The 17,795-nt window shown below is 37.1% G+C and carries 19 protein-coding genes and 3 pseudogenes; 13 read left to right on the top strand and 9 right to left on the bottom strand.

Annotated features, from left to right (window positions below; genetic code table 11):
- Positions 1-82: 82 nt before the first annotated feature.
- The 4 genes and pseudogenes from Q5W13_RS09290 to Q5W13_RS09305 form a co-directional block, all read right to left on the bottom strand.
- A pseudogene (locus tag Q5W13_RS09290) lies at positions 83-1,503 on the bottom strand (Gfo/Idh/MocA family protein).
- Positions 1,504-1,578: 75 nt separating this feature from the next.
- Positions 1,579-2,262 (bottom strand): HD domain-containing protein, encoded by a 684-nt coding sequence (locus Q5W13_RS09295; protein ID WP_155595176.1) that lies wholly within the window; start codon positions 2,260-2,262, stop codon positions 1,579-1,581.
- Positions 2,262-3,005 (bottom strand): lysophospholipid acyltransferase family protein, encoded by a 744-nt coding sequence (locus Q5W13_RS09300; RefSeq protein ID WP_304446102.1) that lies wholly within the window; start codon positions 3,003-3,005, stop codon positions 2,262-2,264. Before Q5W13_RS09300 ends, Q5W13_RS09295 begins: the two co-directional genes overlap by 1 nt.
- A gap of 86 nt (positions 3,006-3,091) precedes the next feature.
- Complete coding sequence (locus Q5W13_RS09305; RefSeq protein ID WP_038237079.1) at positions 3,092-3,502, bottom strand: BrxA/BrxB family bacilliredoxin; 411 nt, start codon at positions 3,500-3,502, stop codon at positions 3,092-3,094.
- Between the two features lie 203 nt (positions 3,503-3,705).
- On the opposite strand from Q5W13_RS09305, the gene Q5W13_RS09310 reads away from it, so the two are divergent.
- From Q5W13_RS09310 to Q5W13_RS09325, 4 genes and pseudogenes are all read left to right on the top strand, one after another.
- The gene (locus tag Q5W13_RS09310) at positions 3,706-4,443 is read left to right on the top strand and encodes a TerB family tellurite resistance protein (protein ID WP_155595174.1); all 738 of its coding nucleotides are present in this window, start codon (positions 3,706-3,708) and stop codon (positions 4,441-4,443) included.
- A gap of 58 nt (positions 4,444-4,501) precedes the next feature.
- Positions 4,502-5,086 carry a HupE/UreJ family protein gene (locus tag Q5W13_RS09315; protein WP_304446103.1) on the top strand — a complete coding sequence of 195 codons (585 nt, stop codon included), beginning with the start codon at positions 4,502-4,504 and terminating at the stop codon, positions 5,084-5,086.
- Positions 5,087-5,211: 125 nt separating this feature from the next.
- Positions 5,212-5,661 (top strand): deoxycytidylate deaminase, encoded by a 450-nt coding sequence (locus Q5W13_RS09320; protein WP_304446104.1) that lies wholly within the window; start codon positions 5,212-5,214, stop codon positions 5,659-5,661.
- A gap of 2 nt (positions 5,662-5,663) precedes the next feature.
- A pseudogene (locus tag Q5W13_RS09325) lies at positions 5,664-7,286 on the top strand (S41 family peptidase).
- Here Q5W13_RS09325 and Q5W13_RS09330 read toward each other — a convergent pair.
- Both Q5W13_RS09330 and Q5W13_RS09335 read right to left on the bottom strand, forming a co-directional pair.
- Complete coding sequence (locus tag Q5W13_RS09330) at positions 7,283-7,489, bottom strand: hypothetical protein (RefSeq protein WP_155595170.1); 207 nt, start codon at positions 7,487-7,489, stop codon at positions 7,283-7,285. The pseudogene Q5W13_RS09325 and the gene Q5W13_RS09330 overlap by 4 nt on opposite strands.
- 55 nt (positions 7,490-7,544) lie before the next feature.
- Positions 7,545-8,123, bottom strand: coding sequence for a MarC family protein (locus Q5W13_RS09335; RefSeq protein WP_155595169.1), 579 nt, complete (start codon positions 8,121-8,123; stop codon positions 7,545-7,547).
- 117 nt (positions 8,124-8,240) lie between these two features.
- Here Q5W13_RS09335 and Q5W13_RS09340 point away from each other — a divergent pair, with 117 nt between their 5' ends.
- Positions 8,241-8,768 carry a DUF3109 family protein gene (locus Q5W13_RS09340; RefSeq protein WP_304446105.1) on the top strand — a complete coding sequence of 176 codons (528 nt, stop codon included), beginning with the start codon at positions 8,241-8,243 and terminating at the stop codon, positions 8,766-8,768.
- A gap of 34 nt (positions 8,769-8,802) precedes the next feature.
- On the opposite strand, the gene Q5W13_RS09345 is transcribed toward Q5W13_RS09340, so the two are convergent.
- Genes Q5W13_RS09345 through Q5W13_RS09355 form a run of 3 tightly spaced genes read right to left on the bottom strand, consistent with a single transcriptional unit; the run spans position 8,803 to position 11,527 of the window.
- Positions 8,803-9,696: a sensor histidine kinase gene (locus tag Q5W13_RS09345; protein ID WP_304446106.1), complete on the bottom strand. Its 894-nt coding sequence runs from the start codon at positions 9,694-9,696 to the stop codon at positions 8,803-8,805.
- Complete coding sequence (locus tag Q5W13_RS09350; RefSeq protein WP_304446107.1) at positions 9,693-10,784, bottom strand: tetratricopeptide repeat protein; 1,092 nt, start codon at positions 10,782-10,784, stop codon at positions 9,693-9,695. The genes Q5W13_RS09345 and Q5W13_RS09350 overlap by 4 nt, the downstream gene beginning before the upstream one ends.
- 8 nt (positions 10,785-10,792) lie before the next feature.
- Entirely contained in the window at positions 10,793-11,527 is a 735-nt protein-coding gene (locus Q5W13_RS09355) for a LytR/AlgR family response regulator transcription factor (protein ID WP_155595166.1), read from the bottom strand.
- A 382-nt stretch (positions 11,528-11,909) separates the two neighbouring features.
- Here Q5W13_RS09355 and Q5W13_RS09360 point away from each other — a divergent pair, with 382 nt between their 5' ends.
- The 8 genes and pseudogenes from Q5W13_RS09360 to Q5W13_RS25810 form a co-directional block, all read left to right on the top strand.
- Positions 11,910-12,062, top strand: coding sequence for a hypothetical protein (locus Q5W13_RS09360; protein ID WP_304446108.1), 153 nt, complete (start codon positions 11,910-11,912; stop codon positions 12,060-12,062).
- Positions 12,063-12,067: 5 nt separating this feature from the next.
- Positions 12,068-12,655 (top strand): hypothetical protein, encoded by a 588-nt coding sequence (locus Q5W13_RS09365; RefSeq protein ID WP_304446109.1) that lies wholly within the window; start codon positions 12,068-12,070, stop codon positions 12,653-12,655.
- Positions 12,656-13,338: 683 nt separating this feature from the next.
- Complete coding sequence (locus Q5W13_RS09370; RefSeq protein WP_155595163.1) at positions 13,339-13,686, top strand: hypothetical protein; 348 nt, start codon at positions 13,339-13,341, stop codon at positions 13,684-13,686.
- Positions 13,687-13,706: 20 nt separating this feature from the next.
- Entirely contained in the window at positions 13,707-14,327 is a 621-nt protein-coding gene (locus tag Q5W13_RS09375) for a hypothetical protein (RefSeq protein WP_304446110.1), read from the top strand.
- 33 nt (positions 14,328-14,360) lie between these two features.
- A complete protein-coding gene (locus tag Q5W13_RS09380; protein WP_237332233.1) occupies positions 14,361-14,732 on the top strand; it encodes a DUF4870 domain-containing protein in 372 nt (123 codons plus the stop codon).
- A gap of 402 nt (positions 14,733-15,134) precedes the next feature.
- Positions 15,135-15,365 (top strand): hypothetical protein, encoded by a 231-nt coding sequence (locus Q5W13_RS09385; protein ID WP_155595161.1) that lies wholly within the window; start codon positions 15,135-15,137, stop codon positions 15,363-15,365.
- A gap of 53 nt (positions 15,366-15,418) precedes the next feature.
- The gene (locus tag Q5W13_RS09390) at positions 15,419-15,901 is read left to right on the top strand and encodes a T9SS type A sorting domain-containing protein (RefSeq protein ID WP_304446111.1); all 483 of its coding nucleotides are present in this window, start codon (positions 15,419-15,421) and stop codon (positions 15,899-15,901) included.
- 64 nt (positions 15,902-15,965) lie between these two features.
- A pseudogene (locus tag Q5W13_RS25810) lies at positions 15,966-16,232 on the top strand (DUF8740 domain-containing protein); the annotation flags it as partial.
- Positions 16,233-17,795: the final 1,563 nt, after the last annotated feature.

The following is a 17,795-nucleotide window of genomic DNA, read 5'->3' on the forward strand; positions in this document are numbered from 1 at the left end:
CGTTCTAAGTAAAAAGTCCCGTAGCAATACGGGACTTTTTTTGTTTCAACTTAAAAGAAACAATTTCAATAAATAGATTACTTTATTTCAATTCCCAACCTTTACGGTACTTGCCTTTGACCCATTCGTTGGCAAGGTCCCAGTTGGTAACATTCATATTGGCGCCGTCCCAAAGAATTTTTCTTCTTGGGGTATTCAAAAGGATCCCAATCCCCTATTTTTTTGCCAGCTTTCAGCTTTTTGTACTGAAACGCTTTAATGGCCAAGTTGCCCATTAATACAGCTTCCGTTAAAGGGCCAGATCTTTTGAAGTCTGATGAGGTCTCAGTACCGTTTAAGCAGCCTTCTACAAAGTTTCTCTGGTGGCCATCTACATCACCATCAATTCTACCTAAATAAGGCGCAGGCGCTTTGAACATGTCCATATTTTTGCTTGGGAGCAATCTTGCATTTCGTGAGTAGGTATCCGTAACTAAAATACCTTTTGTGCCATAAAATACAGAACCGCCACCACTATCACCAATAGTTTCGCCATCTGCCAATTCATCGGGTAAATCAGGCATAAGTCCACCATCATACCAGTTCAGTGCAATATCACCATGTTGTTCGGTGTTGAATTTTAATCTTACTATAGAAGATGCAGGACATGATTCACTATAATCGGCTTCCACAAAATCGCCAACCCAATTGGTAGTACAGCTAGCTTCTGCTTCGGTAGGATATCCTAAATTAAGTACACTAAAAGGAGTTTCCATAATGTGGCATCCCATATCGCCAAGGGCTCCAGTTCCAAAATCCCAGAAACCTCTCCATTTAAAAGGAAGATAAGCCTCATTATAATCCCGTTGTGCTGCAACACCTAACCATAAGTCCCAATCAAGACCTTTGGGAATAGGTTGTTTCTCCGTAGGAGCAGGAACACCTTGTGGCCAAACCGGACGGTTGGTCCAGCAATCTACTTTATATACTTTTCCAATAATTCCGGAATCTATCCATTCTTTTGCTTCACGGCTACCATCACTAGAAGCCCCTTGGTTCCCCATTTGGGTTACAATGCCATGCTCTTTGGCAACTTGGGTCATCATTCGTGCTTCGTTGATATTATGCGTCAACGGCTTTTCAACATAGGCATGTTTTTTTTCGCGCATAAAAGGCAGTGCAATAGAAGCGTGCATATGATCTGGTGTTGCCACCATAATCGCATCTATTTCGCTGGTGCTTATCATAGACCTTTCTAAAATCCTTATATTTTTTTGCCTTCGGATATTTTTTATAAGTGTCGGCAGCTCTTCTGTCGTCAACATCACAGAGTGTTACAAATTTTACTTTGCCGGTTCCGTCTAGCCCTTGCATAACTCCCGATCCACGACCACCAACACCAAAAGCGCCCACATAAAGGGTGTCGCTAGGTGCAATATGGTTCTTACCCATAACAAAACTTGGTACGATGGAAAATACGGCAGAGGCCGCTGCGGCATTCTTGATAAATTTTCTTCTTTGCATCTTCAAAAATTGGATTAAGGTTCTGAACTTGAAGGTACAAAAAAAAGTGAGGTCGCAGTGGTGATTTTTAGCGGGTTAAAGCGCGAACCCTGTGTTTGACACTAGTGGGTCCCATTCTTTGTAAAATTGTTTAAGAAAATCTACCATATATTGGTGACGTTCTTCGGCCAACTTTTTGCCGGTTTTGGTATTCATTTTATTCTTTAGTAAAAGCAGCTTTTCGTAAAAGTGATTTAGTGTAGGAGCACTAGATTTTTTATACTCCTCTTTGCTCATTTTTAAATTGGGAGCAATTTCAGGGTTATAAAGCTCTCTATTTTTGAATCCACCGTAGTTAAAAGCTCTAGCAATGCCAATAGCACCTAAAGCATCTAGCCGGTCTGCATCTTGAACAACCTCTAATTCTAAAGATGAAAATTTCTCTTCCTCAGTTTTTTCAAGTGAATTTTTAAAAGAGATATTTTCAATAATCTTAATGACGTGGTTAATTGTCTCTTCGTTCACCTCTAAATCGCCCAAAAAATTTTGTGCGAGTTTGGGTCCAACGGTCTCATCGCCATTATTGAATTTTGCATCTGCTATATCATGTAATAGGGCACCAAGGCTAACGACCAATACGTCTACTTTCTCTTCTTTTGCTAATAAGAGCGTATTTTTAAAAACTCTTTCTATGTGAAACCAATCGTGTCCTCCTTCGGCTCCTTTTAAAGTTTCTTTTACAAAAGCAATGGTCTGCTCTACTATTTCAGTGTCTGTCATTATGTTGATTTGAAAGAGGTGATGCCTGAGATAACTTTTTGTTCGGTTTCAGCTAAAACAGCATCAAAATTGGAATTGACTTCAATGGGCTCGTGTACTTGAAAGGTAATGTGGTTGCCAATGCCATTTGGAAACTTCCCGTATTTGAGCATTTTCCATGAATTATTAATACTTATAGGAACTACTAAGGCAGAAGGTGAATTTTTCATAAGTAGTTTAAGTCCTGTTGCCTTAAAAGGTTTAGGATGACCAGTGCGACTCCTTGTTCCTTCAGGAAATATGACGGCACTTCTTTTATGCTCTTCTATATAACGGCCCAGTTTTGCAATTTCGGAGAGAGCTTGTCTGCTATCATTCCTATCAATAAGAACAGAACCTCCGTGACGTAGATTATATGAAACACTAGGTATGCCTTTGCCAAGTTCCTTTTTGCTGACAAATTTTGGGTGATGTTTTCTCATGAACCACACAAGAGGCGGTATGTCATGCATACTCTGGTGATTAGGAACAATGATTAAAGGCCTATTTGTTGGAATATCGTATGGGTTATTAAAGTCATAAGTGGTTCCCAATATATGCGTGCACCGCATAAGGGATAGATTAAGGAGGGCTACGCTCATCCTATGGGCATCATACCCAAAAATATTAAAACAGACCCATTGAATTGGGTGATATACCAACAGACATAATCCAAAGAAAATTATGTAAATGAAAGTAAGTGGGTATGCCAATAGCTTTTGCATAGTACAAAAATAAAAAACCGCTTCACAGGGAAGCGGTTTTTTGTATTCTTTTATACTCTCTTATTAAGAGATGTGTTTAAACAGTTCTAGCAGAACTCCTCGTAAGCACCAACAAGGTTCTCAGCAATCAATTCTGCTGGTCTACCTTCAATATGGTGACGCTCAATCATATGAACCAATTCACCATCTTTAAAAAGAGCCATACTTGGCGATGATGGAGGAAAAGGAATCATAAGGTTTCTAGCTGTATTTACGGCTTCAATATCAACACCTGCAAAAACCGTAACAATATGGTCAGGTTTCTTTGCATTGTGTAAACTTAATTTTGCCGCAGGTCTAGCGTTTGCCGCTGCACAACCACAAACAGAATTTACTACAACTAAAGTAGTACCTTCTTTTTTGATTGCATTTTCGACTGCTTCTGATGTATGTAATTCTTCAAACCCAGCTGATGCCAAGTCTTGTCTCATAGGTTTTACCAATTCTGCGGGATACATATTTTTATATTTTATGATAGTTAACAAAGATACTTAATTTGTCGCGTTTAGTTGATATACTTAACTTTTCGTTAGCGAAAAGGTCTAAAATAGGTGCTGTGGATGGCTGTATTTACCAACTATTATTCTTTAATGGTCTCTCTGTTTTTTTTGAAGCTTAGTTCTTACCGCTTTTAATATCTTTGCCCAAATTTAGAAAAGGCATGATTAAATGGTTCGCGGCCATCGCAGGGTATTATTTTTTTAGGTTTCCAGGAGCAATTTTAGGATACTTGATAGGTAGTTTTATTGATGGTCTTAAGATTAGTGGCGGTGGAGGAGCGCAGTCTGTTTTTGGTGATATGACCCGTCAGAAAGTAACACCGGCAGATTTTGAGCTGAATTTATTGTCTTTATGCTCTATAGTAATTAAGGCAGATGGCACGGTAAGCCAGCGTGAAATGGACTATGTGCGGCAATATTTTGTGAGCACTTATGGTAAGGACAAGGCTAATGCCATTTTCAGAACTTTTAATGAAATCAATAAGAAGCATGAGATTTCTGCCCAACGTATCTGTACGTTTTTAAATCAGCGTACTAGGTATGAAGTTCGTTTGCAGTTGCTTCATTTTTTATTCGGGATTGCCCAAGCAGATGGTTCTGTAAGTAATCCAGAAATTAATAAGATTCGTGAAATTGCAGGTTATTTACGAGTTAACCTTAGAGATTTTGAGAGTATTAAGGCCATGTTCATCAAATCGGTCAACAATGCATATAAAATTCTAGATATTGAAAAGTCGGCAAGTAATGACGAAGTGAAGAAGGCGTATCGTACGATGGCAAAGAAATACCATCCAGATCGCGTGAATACTGAAAACGAAGCTATTAAGAAAGGTGCCGAAGAAAAATTTAAGGAAGTACAAAAAGCCTATGAAGAAATTCAGTCCGAAAGAGGCTTGTAATTAAACATGCGCACAAAGGTATTTTTTGTTCTTTCATCGCTTTAAAAAGCTATTCAAAATGCAAGAATTCTTTTTCTATATACAGATGGGTTTGGAGCATGTGCTTGATTTTAGCGCATATGACCATATTCTATTTTTAACGGCATTGGCCATTCCCTTTTCTTTTAAGACTTGGAAAAAAGTAGTTGTATTAGCTACTGTGTTTACAATTGCCCACTGCTTATCACTCGCCTTGAGTGCCTATGGTACAGTAACGGTAGATGTTAGCCTTATTGAATTTTTGATTCCCGTAACTATAATGATGACGGCTATTTTTAATCTTTTATATATGCGGAAGACTACTACCGCACAGAATATGCAGGGTCATGTACTGGCTACATTGGTTTTTGGTCTAATTCACGGGTTTGGTTTTAGTAATTACTTTAGAATGCTAATGGCAGAAGAGGATAATAAATTAGTACCTCTCCTGGGTTTTGCTACAGGTATTGAAATTTCACAAGTTACCATAGTTCTGTCCGTTTTATCGGTGAGTTGGGCTGTAATTGCAGCTACGAAAGTAAAGAAAGTGCTGTTCGTCGTAATTACCTCAATTTTAATTATACTTCTAACAATACCAATGCTTGTTCGTACGTTTCCGCTTTAGTAACTAATTTATTTTCACTTAAAATTAACCCCTAAATATTGTTGGGCTTTTTGAAAGCAGGTATCTTAGTTGTATAGCAGGTAAGATAATTAGCACATATGTCTATTGTTGTATCTTCGCATTACATGAAAAAGTCAAAACAAGAAAAATACGATAAGGCATATTTACGCATGGCCCAGGAATGGGGAAAACTATCGTATTGCCAACGCAAACAGGTTGGCGCAATAATCGTAAAAGATAGGATGATTATATCTGATGGGTACAATGGTACACCAACAGGTTTTGAAAATATTTGCGAAGATGATGAGGGATATACCAAATGGTATGTTTTGCATGCGGAAGCGAATGCAATAAGTAAAGTAGCCTCATCAACCCAGTCATGTGAGGGAGCAACGCTTTATATTACGCTTTCTCCATGTAGGGAATGTAGCAAATTAATACACCAGTCAGGTATAAAACGAGTAGTATATAAAAGAGCTTACAAGGACGATTCTGGATTACAGTTTTTAGAACGTGCTGGCATAGAACTAGTGCATTTACCGGAAATTGAATCTACGGTAGACGAGCCAAAATAATTATGAAAAAACAACAAAACTACATATGGCCTACCGTAATAGCTGCAGCACTTGCGCTAGGTATTTTTGTTGGAGGGAAGCTGCATTTTGCAGACTCCCCGGAAAAACTCTTTACTACCAATTCTAAAAAAGACAAACTCAATAGACTTATAGATTATATAGATTATGAGTATGTAGATGATATTGATACGGATAGCATTGTAGATGTAACCGTTAATCAGATTCTGGAGAAACTAGACCCACATTCCGTTTATATTCCTAAAAACGAGATGGATCGGGTTTCTGAGAATATGAAAGGAGATTTTGTAGGTATCGGTATTAACTTTTACCCGTATAAAGACACTATTTCAGTGATTAGAACAGTTCCTAAAGGTCCTAGTTACTTAAAAGGGATAAAAGCGGGAGACCGTATTTTAATGGCCAATAATGATACCCTATACGGTAAAGATTTGGCTAGCGAAGATATTGTAGGCAAGCTAAAAGGAGAAAAAGGCAGTTCTGTAAAGTTGAAAGTCTTTAGGAAATCAGAAAATAAAACATTCACGGTCAGCGTAAAAAGAGATATTGTACCTATAAAAAGTGTGGAGGCATACTATATGCTAACGAATGATATGGCCTATATAAAGGTGAATCGGTTTGCGGAGTCTACGTATAGGGAGTTTAAATCCGCACTATCAGAATTAATTAAACAAGGAGCTACTAAGTTAACCTTAGACTTAAGAGATAACTAGGGTTACTTGGGCGTTGCGGAGCAAATGGCTGACGAGTTTCTAAAAGATGGAAAACTTATTTTGTTTACTAAGAACAAAAAAGGAAATATAAACAAGATATACGCTACCTCAAAAGGGAAGTTTGAGGATAAGCCTATTTACGTATTAATCAATGAAAGGTCTGCATCTGCAAGTGAAATAATAGCAGGGGCTTTACAAGACAATGATATTGGTACTATAGTTGGTCGTCGTTCATTTGGTAAAGGTTTAGTGCAACGCGAGATGGAATTAGGAGATGGAAGCGCCATACGTCTTACGGTTTCTAGATATTATACTCCTACGGGTAGAAGTATTCAGAAGTCATATGAAAACGGAAATGAAGATTATTATAAGACATTTACAGATAGATATCATAGTGGTGAATTAGTTACTGTAGATAGCATAAAAGTGGCCGACTCTTTGAAGTTCACTACACCTAAAGGCAAGGTGGTTTACGGTGGGGGCGGAATAATCCCAGATGTGTTTGTTCCAATAGGTTCTAATGAGGAAGAAGCGGTAGAAAGTATGGATAGTTTTGGATGGCTTTCTTACTTTATATTTGAGCATTTAGATGACGATAGAAAACGATACAATTCATACACCAAGAAAGAGTTCATAACAGATTTTAAAGTAGACGATATTCTTTTTGAAAAATTTGTAGACTATTCAGTTCAAAGAAATCTAAGAATGAATTTCTATGAATATGAAGATAGTATTAAGCTTTACTTAAAGGCAGCACTGTCAGAACAGTTGTTTGGCGCTAATGTACACGCCCAAATTAAAAGCGCCGAAGATAAAATGTTACAGGAGGTGCTAAAGTTAGACAACCCAGTTTTGGAGCAAAAAGAAGCCGAAGCTATAGAAAGCAATAACTAATTACGTTGCTCTACTTTTTTCTGTATTTTTTTACTTGTTCTAAAAATTAAAATAAGCATTATAGCACAAAGTGAAGCCACAATACCAATTAAGGCAATAGTGCTATCTCCACTAAAAGGATTCTGAAAATCAATCATCGTTACATTGTATGCTATAAGTGCAATGGCTGCTATGACTATGATAATAGTTAATGTCTTATTCATTTTTATGTTTTTTACAGGTTTGTAAAATGGAGTATATAGCCTGCTGTTATTTATATTAGAATAACTCGTTAACGTTTGCCGCGAATAGTTTTACTGCAATGGCCAAAAGAATAACCCCAAAGACCTTTCTAATAACGTTAAGCCCGTTTTTACCTAGTACTTTTTCTATCCTTCTTGAGGATTTTAAAACTAGATATACAAAAATAGTGTTTAAGGTGATGGCAACAATAATATTTTCTACGCGAAATTCTGCTCTTAAAGAAAGCAATGCCGTTAGGGTACCTGCACCAGCAATTAATGGAAAGGCAATAGGGACTATAGAAGCACTTTCTGGTTCATCTTCTTTATAAAGGGTAATTCCCAATATCATTTCCAAAGCAAGAAAAAAGAGTATGAATGACCCCGCTACGGCAAAAGAATATACATCTATACCAATTAGCTTTAGAATATTTTGACCAACAAAAAGAAAAGCAATCATTATAAGCAACGAGACAAAAGAAGCCTTTTCAGACTCTATATGCCCTACTTTTTTCCGTAACCCAATAATTATTGGAATACTTCCCAAAATGTCAATAACCGCAAAGAGTACCATGGTAGCGGTCGCAATTTCCCGTAAATCGAATTGTATGTCCATACCTCAAAATTTTTCGCAAAATTACATTTAATTAAACCGAAAGGAAGCATAGATATGTAATTAATTTAAGGGTGAAAATCCTCTTTAAAAGTATCTTTGCGGTTCTAAACCCGCAGTATGTTTCAATTAGGTAACACCATAGTATCAGAAGAAATTATTGAAAAGGATTTTGTCTGTAACATTACGGCTTGTAAAGGCCAGTGTTGTATAGATGGGAATGCTGGAGCACCATTAGAAGAAAAGGAAACTGAGATTATTGTAGATATCTATAGTAAAGTAAAACCTTTCTTGAGAAAAGAAGGTATTGATGCTATTGAGGAGCAAGGAGCTTTCGTTAAAGGAGATGATGGCGAATGGGAAACTCCTTTGGTAAACAATAGCGAGTGCGCTTATGTTATTTTTTCTGATAATGGAACCGCAAAATGCGGTATTGAAGAGGCCTATAACCAAGGTGCAGTAAAGTGGAAGAAACCCGTGTCATGCCATTTGTATCCTGTTCGTATAAGAGAGTATACAGAACTTACTGCTGTTAATTATCATAAATGGAGCATCTGTGATCCTGCCTGTGCTTTAGGAGATGAGCTTAAAGTGCCAATATATAAATTTGTAAAGGAAGCGCTGATAAGAAAGTTTGGCGAAGCCTGAGATGAAGAATTAGAACAAGTAGCTATAGAGCATACTAAACAGTAGGGACATGGAGTATTACTTTGGTTCCCAAAGGTTCTTGGTTTTCATCATATAGGTCCACAATTTCTACTTCAAATGAGTTTTGAAGATCTTTTGAAAAATTAGCAAGCCGCTCTTTGGTAATTTCAATACCAACGGACTTTCGTTTTAAGACTTTATTTCTCTTTATTTTATCGGCCATAACTCTTCCTACGCCATTATCCGATATGGTAATATGGATAAAATCTTGTTTGTCTTTTGTGATATGTAGGTCAATGATTTTTTCGCCTTTTTTTGGAGAGAGTCCATGCCATATGGCATTTTCAAGGAACGGTTGTAAAATTAATGATGGAATTTTTACGGTGTGGGTATCTATGTTTTCATCAATGCGAATTTTAAAATCTATCTCATTAGAAAAACGGATATTTTCAATATTCATATAGAGATCTACGGTCTCCAATTCTTCGGCCAAGGGAATTTCTCTCATAGATGAGGATTCAAGAATTTTCCTTACCAGTTTTGAGAATTTATTTAGATAGTGAACAGCATTCTTTTGTTCGTTATTTATGATGTATAATTTAATAGAATTGAGTGAGTTGAATAAAAAATGAGGGTTCATTTGGCTACGCAGCATACTTTGTTCCAAAGTCAATACCTTTTTTTCATTCTTCAGCTGATATTGTCTGTAGAGTATGTAAAAAATACCCGCTAACAATGCTAAGGCTATACTGCCTATTAGAAGCGTAGTACGACTGGTACGAAGCTTCATTTGAATCATTTCATTCTCTTGGGCCAAGGTTTGAATTTCACTGGATTTCTTCTCGGAATCGTATCTAAAATTAATATCGGTCACGTAACGCGCTGTACTTGCGTTTACAATTTCTTTATCTAGGTTGTCAGCCTTCATGTTGTAGTCAAGGGCCTTTTATAGTCGCCTTTTTTTTGATAGAGAGTAGTCAGTAAATGGCTTGCGCGTGCGGCTTCATCCTTAAGGTTGAATTTCTCGGCAACCCTTAGGCCTTCAAGGATGTTTTGCTCTCCTTTTATGTAGTTTCCAGTAGACATTTCCGCCCATCCAAGATTAATATATATAGGCGCAATTAGAAAACCATCGCCTAATTTTTTTGCAACTGGCATTATGGGTAAAAGAAGTTTGGTAGCTTCGTTAATGCGGTCTTTTTTCAGATATACTTGAGCTATACTTGTTTTGCAGATAACACGACCCATATCACTATCTATCTCTTCGTTGTACGCTAGAGATGTTCGGTAATTTTCTAGGGCCTCGTCTAATTCGCCTAATTCCTGAAGGCAATTTCCAATATTTCCGTAGTTAATTGCCATGCCCAAGGTGTTACCTAGTTCGGATTCTAGAGCTAAGGATTTTTTGAAATAATCTATAGCTTGGTTGTATTGGTTGAGCATAATATATAGATTCCCAATAGAGTTTAAGGATACATTTATGCTTTTTTCGAGGCTTTTAGACCGGTTTTCTTTCTTAACTGCTTCGGCCAGTTCTAGTGCTTGCTGGTTATAGTCCATTGCAGTCCGGATGGAAGATGTTCTACGATAAACAACACCTAAATCATTAAGACTGGCCACTCTAAATTCTATATTATCTATCTCATCGGCAAGGTCCAATGCTTTTTTGTGTAGCTCAACAGCTTTAGTGTATTGAGAAGTATTCCGGTAGGCTCTTCCTAGTTCGTTATAAGAATAAATCTGTCCTGAAATGTATTTTTTTTCCAACGAGACTTTGGAAAAATACCGCATGAGAACGGTATCTTTTTTATAGTCCTGTAATATGGGATGTATTTCTGAATAGGTTTTTGGACCTGCCGTAATAAGACTGTCAACCGTTTTTTTGAATGATGTGGGTATGGTTTGGGCGTTAACCGTAGCTAGATATAAAAAGCTAAATAAGAGTGTACACAATTTACCCAAACTAATTGGACATTTTAAGATGTAGGACTTTTTATTTTTGAGTTTAGGACTCATTAATTAGTTTAGAGCATATCCAAAAAATCTGATTTCTTTTGTCTGGAAACGGGAATCTTATGGTTGGATTCCAAAATAACATATCCATCGGTTTTCAAAAACTCTTTTATTTTGGTTAGGTTGATAATGAATGAATTATGAATTCTAAAAAAAGAATCGGCTGGTAATAACTCGTTTACCTCTTTTAGTTTTTTTGTAAGTACAATCTTGTGACCATCTGCTAAAAAAATGGTGCTGTAATTTCCATCGGACTCAGCATATAAAATTTCATCGCTGTCAAGGAACACTAGTTTACCGTCCGTATTGAAGGTTATTTTTTTATGTTTTGCGTTGGAGTTGAAATTCAACAGTAACCTTTCTAACCGTTCTGCGGTAAAGTTTTTAGCATTGTGTTTCCTGATTTTTACGATGGTATCTCTAAGATCATCCGTATCAATAGGTTTTAGAAGATAATCTATAGCCTCATTCTTCAAGGCTTTTATAGCATACTGGTTATACGCGGTTGTGATTACTACAGGAAAATTTTTGTTGGTCAATTTTTGAATAAATTGAAAGCCATCCATCGTTGGCATTTCAATATCCAGAAAAAGGCAATCTGGTGTATTTTTCTCCAAATAAGTCAATGCCTCAAAGGGGTCTGTAAAGGAAGCCTCCACCTTTATTTCATCGCTAAAATTGGTCAATTCCCAAGAAAGGCTTTGCAAGGCTTTGATTTCATCATCAACGATTACGGCTTCTATCATAGAACAATACTTTAAGGTAAAGTAAACAAATTTAACGGTATGGCATGTTTTATGATTAGAAAGATGTATCGATGGATATAATTATAGTGTGTTTGGTATAAAAAGAGGTAAAAACGGTTCTGATGGCTTTTCATTTGAATGTCTTTAGGGTTATTTGTAATAAAATGAGCATTTTTTACTCTTATGAGGCCTTGTAGAATAAGGTATTTACCATTTATACAGGAAAGTAGACCATTTATACATAACAACTATAACCACGGGATGTTCAACATTACTTTAGCCTCATGAATGTATGACGGTTATTAATGTTTCCCCAGGGTTTTTATAACAGATTCCAAAAAGGTAAAACTAAATAACATTAGCAATGAAAAAATGTCTATTCATGTTCGCTTTACTAATCGTAACTCTAGTAGCGGCGGCTTTGACCAACACAAATGATATTAAAGAATTGAACAACGATTTAGTAGTTGGAGAGCAGTTCGCAGAAAATACGTTAGTAAGCCAACAAGGTTCAATTCCAAAATCTAAAAACTAGTAGCTATGTATGGTTTACTATTTCAGTTTTTCAGTAATACAACCAAAGTAGGGTTTTGGCTGATGCTCTCGGCTTTCTTTTTTTCGAATTCTGGAGTAGATCATAAGTTGTCTCCTTCCTCTTTTTTGGAGGATACGTATGTGTCAAACAATGTGGGAATAGCAGATAGTATAGCTCGTATTTTAGAGCGCTCTTTGGTTTTTGAATCTAATACTGTTGTATCTAAGAGCGGTGCCTCGTTTACGAGTATTGAATTAAAACCAGATTATATAAATCCGGAGGACACACAACTTTTTGAAATGGTAATTTCCAAACCTACAAAGGAGATTAATACTTTAATAGGTAGGCACGAGATTACGAAAAGTTCAAATAGTCTTTTAAGCGAGTTTAACGGCGTATTTGGTTTTGTTAATATTAATGATTTAGATGAGAAACCTTATTTTACTTATAGGGGTTTTTTAAACATTACAGAATTCAACCAACAAGTAATAAGCGGAAGTATGAATTTGTCTTTTAAAAATACCGAAGGCAGAATGGTATATGTTAGTAAAAAGTTTGAAGCTCAAAGAAAAGAAGGTTTAACCCTACAATAGAGGTGTTGTTTATTCGTTATTTCTGGGAGGGTGTGTGTTGTTTGTAACAATCTACGGATGATGAAGTTAGATTCAATAATTATAGTGGTCTATGGTAGTCCGTGTTAAGAAAATGCTTATTTTTACAACCCCCCAAATTGGTAAAGACCAATATTGAATATAGTACAAGATTAGATATACAAAAAATACCAAACCAACAATTAGACAAAACTACATATGGGGAACTCTCTTACAATTTTATGAAACTGCCAACCCAAAAAGGTACGGTTCTAGGCAACATGTTATGAAATAGAACGTGTTTAGTCCGCCTAATGCAACCATTCTGGGTCATTTAGTCAACTTGTTGATGAAATGATTGCCGATTATAGGTTTCGGGGGAACTACCTGAATCAGCACCCTTTCTGGTACCAATCGATTTTGATACATTAGAAGGACCGTACGGTTTGGTGGTATCATACAGTATTAAAGTTTGTCTAAGCCAGAAAATTTATTTTTCTGGCTTTTTTATGCGCTATGGTTTCGATAGTTCACTACTCCAAAATTTTATTTTTCAGAAAAAAATCAACCAGTATGTTAACCTTTTTTGGTCTCAGACATTAATTGGTGTAGAGCGTTGTGTGCAAAGAATTTTCCACTTGAAAACACTACAAAATGTAATTGATTAACAAATAAAATTAAGAATCATGAAAAATTTTAAGAGACAAATTCTTTTAGCCGTTTGCGGTGTAGCTATTATGTTAACCTATGGTTGTAGTAAAGACAATCCGTTAAATCCCGCGGGAAACTGCTTTGGAGGAAATTGGGCGGCAGGGTATGCAGATGAATTGCAATCTTGGTCTACTGCTGCACAGGAATATAGTGAGAATCCCACAGCAGAAAATTGCGCCGATTATAAAAGCGCAGCCAAAGCTTATCTAGATGCCTTAGATGATATTTATGACTGTATACCAACTACAAGCAGGGCAGAAATTGATCAAGAGATTAAGGAAGCCAAGGCAGATATTGATAAAGAAAGTTGTGACACTCAATAAGGACAATAAAATATGCAACCATGAAAAATTCGTGCAAAAATATTGGACTTATACTGCTATTAATAATGTTTGGTTCTTGTGTAGGTGAGGTAAAAGATAAATTGTCAAAAGCTAAGGAAGGTGTGTCAAACGCGACCACTTTTGTAAAGGAAGCTAGAAAAGTAGAGAGCAGAATAGAAAAACTAAAAGATGCTATTCCGCTAACCAATGAACAACTAAAAGGATGGTTGCCTACTAATTTGGGGGACTTAGAAAGAGCCGGGTTCAAAGTTGGGCAAACGGGCATGTACCAAGTAAACTCTGTGGAGGGAACATATAAAATACCTGAGGAGAAAAGAAAGTTCAGCGTAATGGTAATTGACGGTGCTGGACCAACGGGCAGTATGATGTCTACAAGCTATGGACTGCTGGGTAATTTTGAAATGGAGACCGAAGATGAATATAAGCATCAGCAAACCGTTGAGGTAGATGGTGTAAAAGCGCAACAGACCTATAAGAAAAAGTCTAACCACACCCAATTGATGTTTGCTTATAAAGAAAGGTTTTTAGTTACCGTAAATGCGAGTGATATGCTTCCTGAAGAAACTTGGGATATGGTGCGCAAGCTTAAACTCGAGAAACTGACCGATATGGCTGAGTAAAATTGAATTTATATAGTTTTAAAAGATGAAATAATGGAAAATACAGATACAAAAATGGATGCAGCTCAAACCACTGCTGCAACAAGTGAAAATGATAAGACAATGGCAATACTATCCTATATAACCATTATTGGTTTGGTGGTCGCTTTTGTAATGAACAACGATAAAAAACAAGAATTTGCCAGTTATCATATTCGTCAGTCTCTAGGACTTTGTCTTACAGGAGTGTCATTGGGAATTATTGGTCTGGTACCAATTCTAGGGTGGATTATAAACATATTCGGCATTTTTGTATTGCTATACATGTGGGTTATGGCACTTATGAACGCTCTAAACGGAAAAGAAAGTCCAGCTCCTATTTTAGGTAAGAAGTATGAAGTCTGGTTTAAAGGTGTTCAAGCGTAAATAAATTCCTGCTCATTAGTACTTATGTACAAAGTTTTTACTGCAGATTATACATAAGTATGGTCTAATTGTACAATTTCATTTCTTCGCAGCAGCGGTTGCCGCTATCTTGTTATTGGCTAAAGTGAAAGTTTGTCAATTTATAATCAAAGAATTCGTGCTTTTCTTCTTCCATACTTTCTCAAATCGGTTTCCTCTATTTCAATTAATGTCTTTGACATTGTAGCGTTCATAGCGCCTTAATGAAACTGATACCTTTTAAAACGATAGAGGACTCTAGGGCAAAATTATTTTCGGTGTATTGCTTTCTGTTAAATCCTTCCCCTCATAAAATATTTTCAATCAAACTAGATTTCAATCTGTCTGGTTGGTGAGCGGAATATCAACTTTAAATACATACATATGAAAACCACAATTGTTTTACTCGTAGCCTTAACGGTCAATACTTCTTTAATTTTTTCTGAATCATTGTTTACTCTTGTAAAATATATACATCCGCTATTACTTCTGGGTGTTGAGGTTTTATTGTTGATGCTATTCGCCTGTCATAAAATTTGGAGAGACTTCTCAAAAACTATGGAAATAGATTTTGGAGGTCTAGAGGTGTTTACCTATAGAAAAAAGAGAAAATAGATTAGGTGTTAACCTAAAAGCTCAAAAGAACATTAATAGTAAAACCAACGAAAATGAAAAAAAAACTACTCTTCTTTTTTCTAATCTTAACCGCCACATTTTCTTTTGCCCAGTCAATAGAACGCAGTGTCATAAGCAATGTGGGTGGTGTAATGAACAATACAGATATATCTGTGAGTTTTACTATTGGAGAGCCTGTAGTGGGTTTGATAGCGGATGATAATTCTGTAGACCAAGGTTTTTGGGCGGGTAAAGGAATTTTGGTAATTCCGCTAAGTCCTTATGAGGAACCTTCGGATATTTTGGTGTACCCAAATCCTGTTGTGGAAGAGGTTACTGTTTTTGTAAGTCAAAACAAGGTTGTTGGAATAGAGCTATTTGCTGTAAATGGCCAACGGGTGCTCAGTCAGATAATAGAAGAGAACAAATTAGAATACAAAATAGATATGGCCTATATGGCCAAAGGTGTATATGTATTAAAGCTCTTTTTGGAAGGCAATTTCGAAACCAACGTGTATAAACTAATTAAAGAATAGAACCATGAAGAAAAACTACGTTTTAATATTTGCAGTAATAGCCATTATGTTTTTTGGAACATTTATGGTTCAGGCGCAACAGAAAAATTTCATCAATTACCAAGGTGTAGCCCGTAATTCGGAAAATGAACTAATGGAGCAAGAAACGCTGAATATTAGTATAGCTCTAAAATTTGGTAGTGCAGATGCAGCTGATCAGTACAAGGAAAGTCATTCGGTAACTACAGATGCCAATGGTGTTTTTAACTTACAGATAGGAAGTGGAGTTAGTAATGGGGGTAGTTACGACAATCTGCCGTGGGGAGAGGCTGCCTTTGTTGCAGTTTCATTTAATGGCACAGAGGTAGGCACTACAGAACTTATGGCGGTACCTTTTGCAATAGCATCAGGTGATAACGTATGGAAAGCAAATGGCAATGATATCGAGAATAAAAATGTTGGGGAAGTAAAAATAAAAAGCGACTTGAGGATTTTAGGTGGATTCAATCTTAACTCTGGTAATCAGGTTAATGAAATATCCGATGATGGTGAGTTGGTTGAAAACAGTAACGGCATTTTACCTACACAGAGAGCGGTAAAGACCTATGTTGATAATAGGTTGTTTAGTGGAGGTGGCGGCGGAGATGCTCAAATCGCCTCAGAAGTGCCTTATAACAATGCGGGCTCGGGGCTTACGGCGGGTAATGTCCAAGATGCCTTGGACGAATTGGTTAGTACAAGTGGTGGTGGGGACGATGCAGATGCAGACCCAACTAATGAAATTCAAGATATTAGCCTTTCTGGAACCGATTTGAGTATTACGGATGGGTCCACCATAGATTTATCGGCTATTATCCCGACTGGTGGTACAGATGACCAAAATGCTTCTGAAGTCCCTTTTGACAATACAGGTACAGGACTTGCGGCAGTGGATACACAGGCGGCAATTGAAGAATTAGCTGCAGGTGGGTTAGTAGATACAGATGATCAGAATTTATCACTTTCAGGAACCATGCTACAGATAGAAGATGGAACGGGTGTTGATCTTTCTACGATTATCCCACCGGGAGGAACGGATGACCAGAACGCCTCCGAAGTTCCTTTTGATAATACGGGAACGGGGCTTGCAGCTGCCGATACCCAAGCGGCAATAGAAGAATTGGCAGCTGGTGGGTTAGTGGATACGGATGATCAAGGACTTATAATGACCGGAGATGTGTTAAGCATTGAAGATGGTACGGGTTCGGTTGATTTAAATGATTATGTGGATGTTACAGGGGAAAGCGGATTGCTTTTAGGTGATGGCACGAATATAAGCGGACTTGAGGGTACGGCAGATGGTCAAGTAGCTAAATGGGATGCGGGTACAAGCAAGTGGGTGGCCGGTACTGATGAAGTTGGTGGTGGAAGTGCCTTATGGACAGATAATGCAGGTGATATTTATTTTAATAGTGGTAAGGTGGGTGTTGGTACAGATTCACCAGATACAAATTTTGAAGTATCAGGTATAGGAACTTTACGTAATAGAATGACATCTACAGATGCCGGAAGTGTTAGTTTACAATGGATGCGGACTGGAGCTGCAAATACTGATTGGGCATTTACGGCAGGAGAAGGAAGAATGGAATTAATGTATTCTTCTACAGATTTGACGGGTGGAACTGTACATACTCGATTGCTTGATGATGGAACGTTAGATGTTGTAAAGGGAATTCGCTCAGGTGATTTGGCTGGAACGGGAGAACGCAACGTCATGGCCGATGCTGACGGAAATTTTATAATTGGGACGGGTAGTGGAGGAAGTTCTCTTTGGGAGGAAGATGAAGATAATATATATAGATCTAGTGGAAATGTAGGTGTTGGTGTTAGTAATCCTGAAAAGAAAATGCATGTTGGAGGTAATCTCTTTGTTCAG

The sequence above is a fragment of the Zobellia laminariae genome (genome assembly GCF_030553095.1).
Taxonomy (GTDB): domain Bacteria; phylum Bacteroidota; class Bacteroidia; order Flavobacteriales; family Flavobacteriaceae; genus Zobellia; species Zobellia laminariae.

Coding starts and splice junctions, on each gene's coding strand:
- Q5W13_RS09295 (WP_155595176.1), bottom strand. CDS start 2,262: ATGACAGACACTGAAATAGTAGAGCAGACCATTGCTTTTGTAAAAGAA.
- Q5W13_RS09300 (WP_304446102.1), bottom strand. CDS start 3,005: ATGCAAAAGCTATTGGCATACCCACTTACTTTCATTTACATAATTTTC.
- Q5W13_RS09305 (WP_038237079.1), bottom strand. CDS start 3,502: ATGTATCCCGCAGAATTGGTAAAACCTATGAGACAAGACTTGGCATCA.
- Q5W13_RS09310 (WP_155595174.1), top strand. CDS start 3,706: ATGATTAAATGGTTCGCGGCCATCGCAGGGTATTATTTTTTTAGGTTT.
- Q5W13_RS09315 (WP_304446103.1), top strand. CDS start 4,502: ATGCAAGAATTCTTTTTCTATATACAGATGGGTTTGGAGCATGTGCTT.
- Q5W13_RS09320 (WP_304446104.1), top strand. CDS start 5,212: ATGAAAAAGTCAAAACAAGAAAAATACGATAAGGCATATTTACGCATG.
- Q5W13_RS09330 (WP_155595170.1), bottom strand. CDS start 7,489: ATGAATAAGACATTAACTATTATCATAGTCATAGCAGCCATTGCACTT.
- Q5W13_RS09335 (WP_155595169.1), bottom strand. CDS start 8,123: ATGGACATACAATTCGATTTACGGGAAATTGCGACCGCTACCATGGTA.
- Q5W13_RS09340 (WP_304446105.1), top strand. CDS start 8,241: ATGTTTCAATTAGGTAACACCATAGTATCAGAAGAAATTATTGAAAAG.
- Q5W13_RS09345 (WP_304446106.1), bottom strand. CDS start 9,696: ATGAAGGCTGACAACCTAGATAAAGAAATTGTAAACGCAAGTACAGCG.
- Q5W13_RS09350 (WP_304446107.1), bottom strand. CDS start 10,784: ATGAGTCCTAAACTCAAAAATAAAAAGTCCTACATCTTAAAATGTCCA.
- Q5W13_RS09355 (WP_155595166.1), bottom strand. CDS start 11,527: ATGATAGAAGCCGTAATCGTTGATGATGAAATCAAAGCCTTGCAAAGC.
- Q5W13_RS09360 (WP_304446108.1), top strand. CDS start 11,910: ATGTTCGCTTTACTAATCGTAACTCTAGTAGCGGCGGCTTTGACCAAC.
- Q5W13_RS09365 (WP_304446109.1), top strand. CDS start 12,068: ATGTATGGTTTACTATTTCAGTTTTTCAGTAATACAACCAAAGTAGGG.
- Q5W13_RS09370 (WP_155595163.1), top strand. CDS start 13,339: ATGAAAAATTTTAAGAGACAAATTCTTTTAGCCGTTTGCGGTGTAGCT.
- Q5W13_RS09375 (WP_304446110.1), top strand. CDS start 13,707: ATGAAAAATTCGTGCAAAAATATTGGACTTATACTGCTATTAATAATG.
- Q5W13_RS09380 (WP_237332233.1), top strand. CDS start 14,361: ATGGAAAATACAGATACAAAAATGGATGCAGCTCAAACCACTGCTGCA.
- Q5W13_RS09385 (WP_155595161.1), top strand. CDS start 15,135: ATGAAAACCACAATTGTTTTACTCGTAGCCTTAACGGTCAATACTTCT.
- Q5W13_RS09390 (WP_304446111.1), top strand. CDS start 15,419: ATGAAAAAAAAACTACTCTTCTTTTTTCTAATCTTAACCGCCACATTT.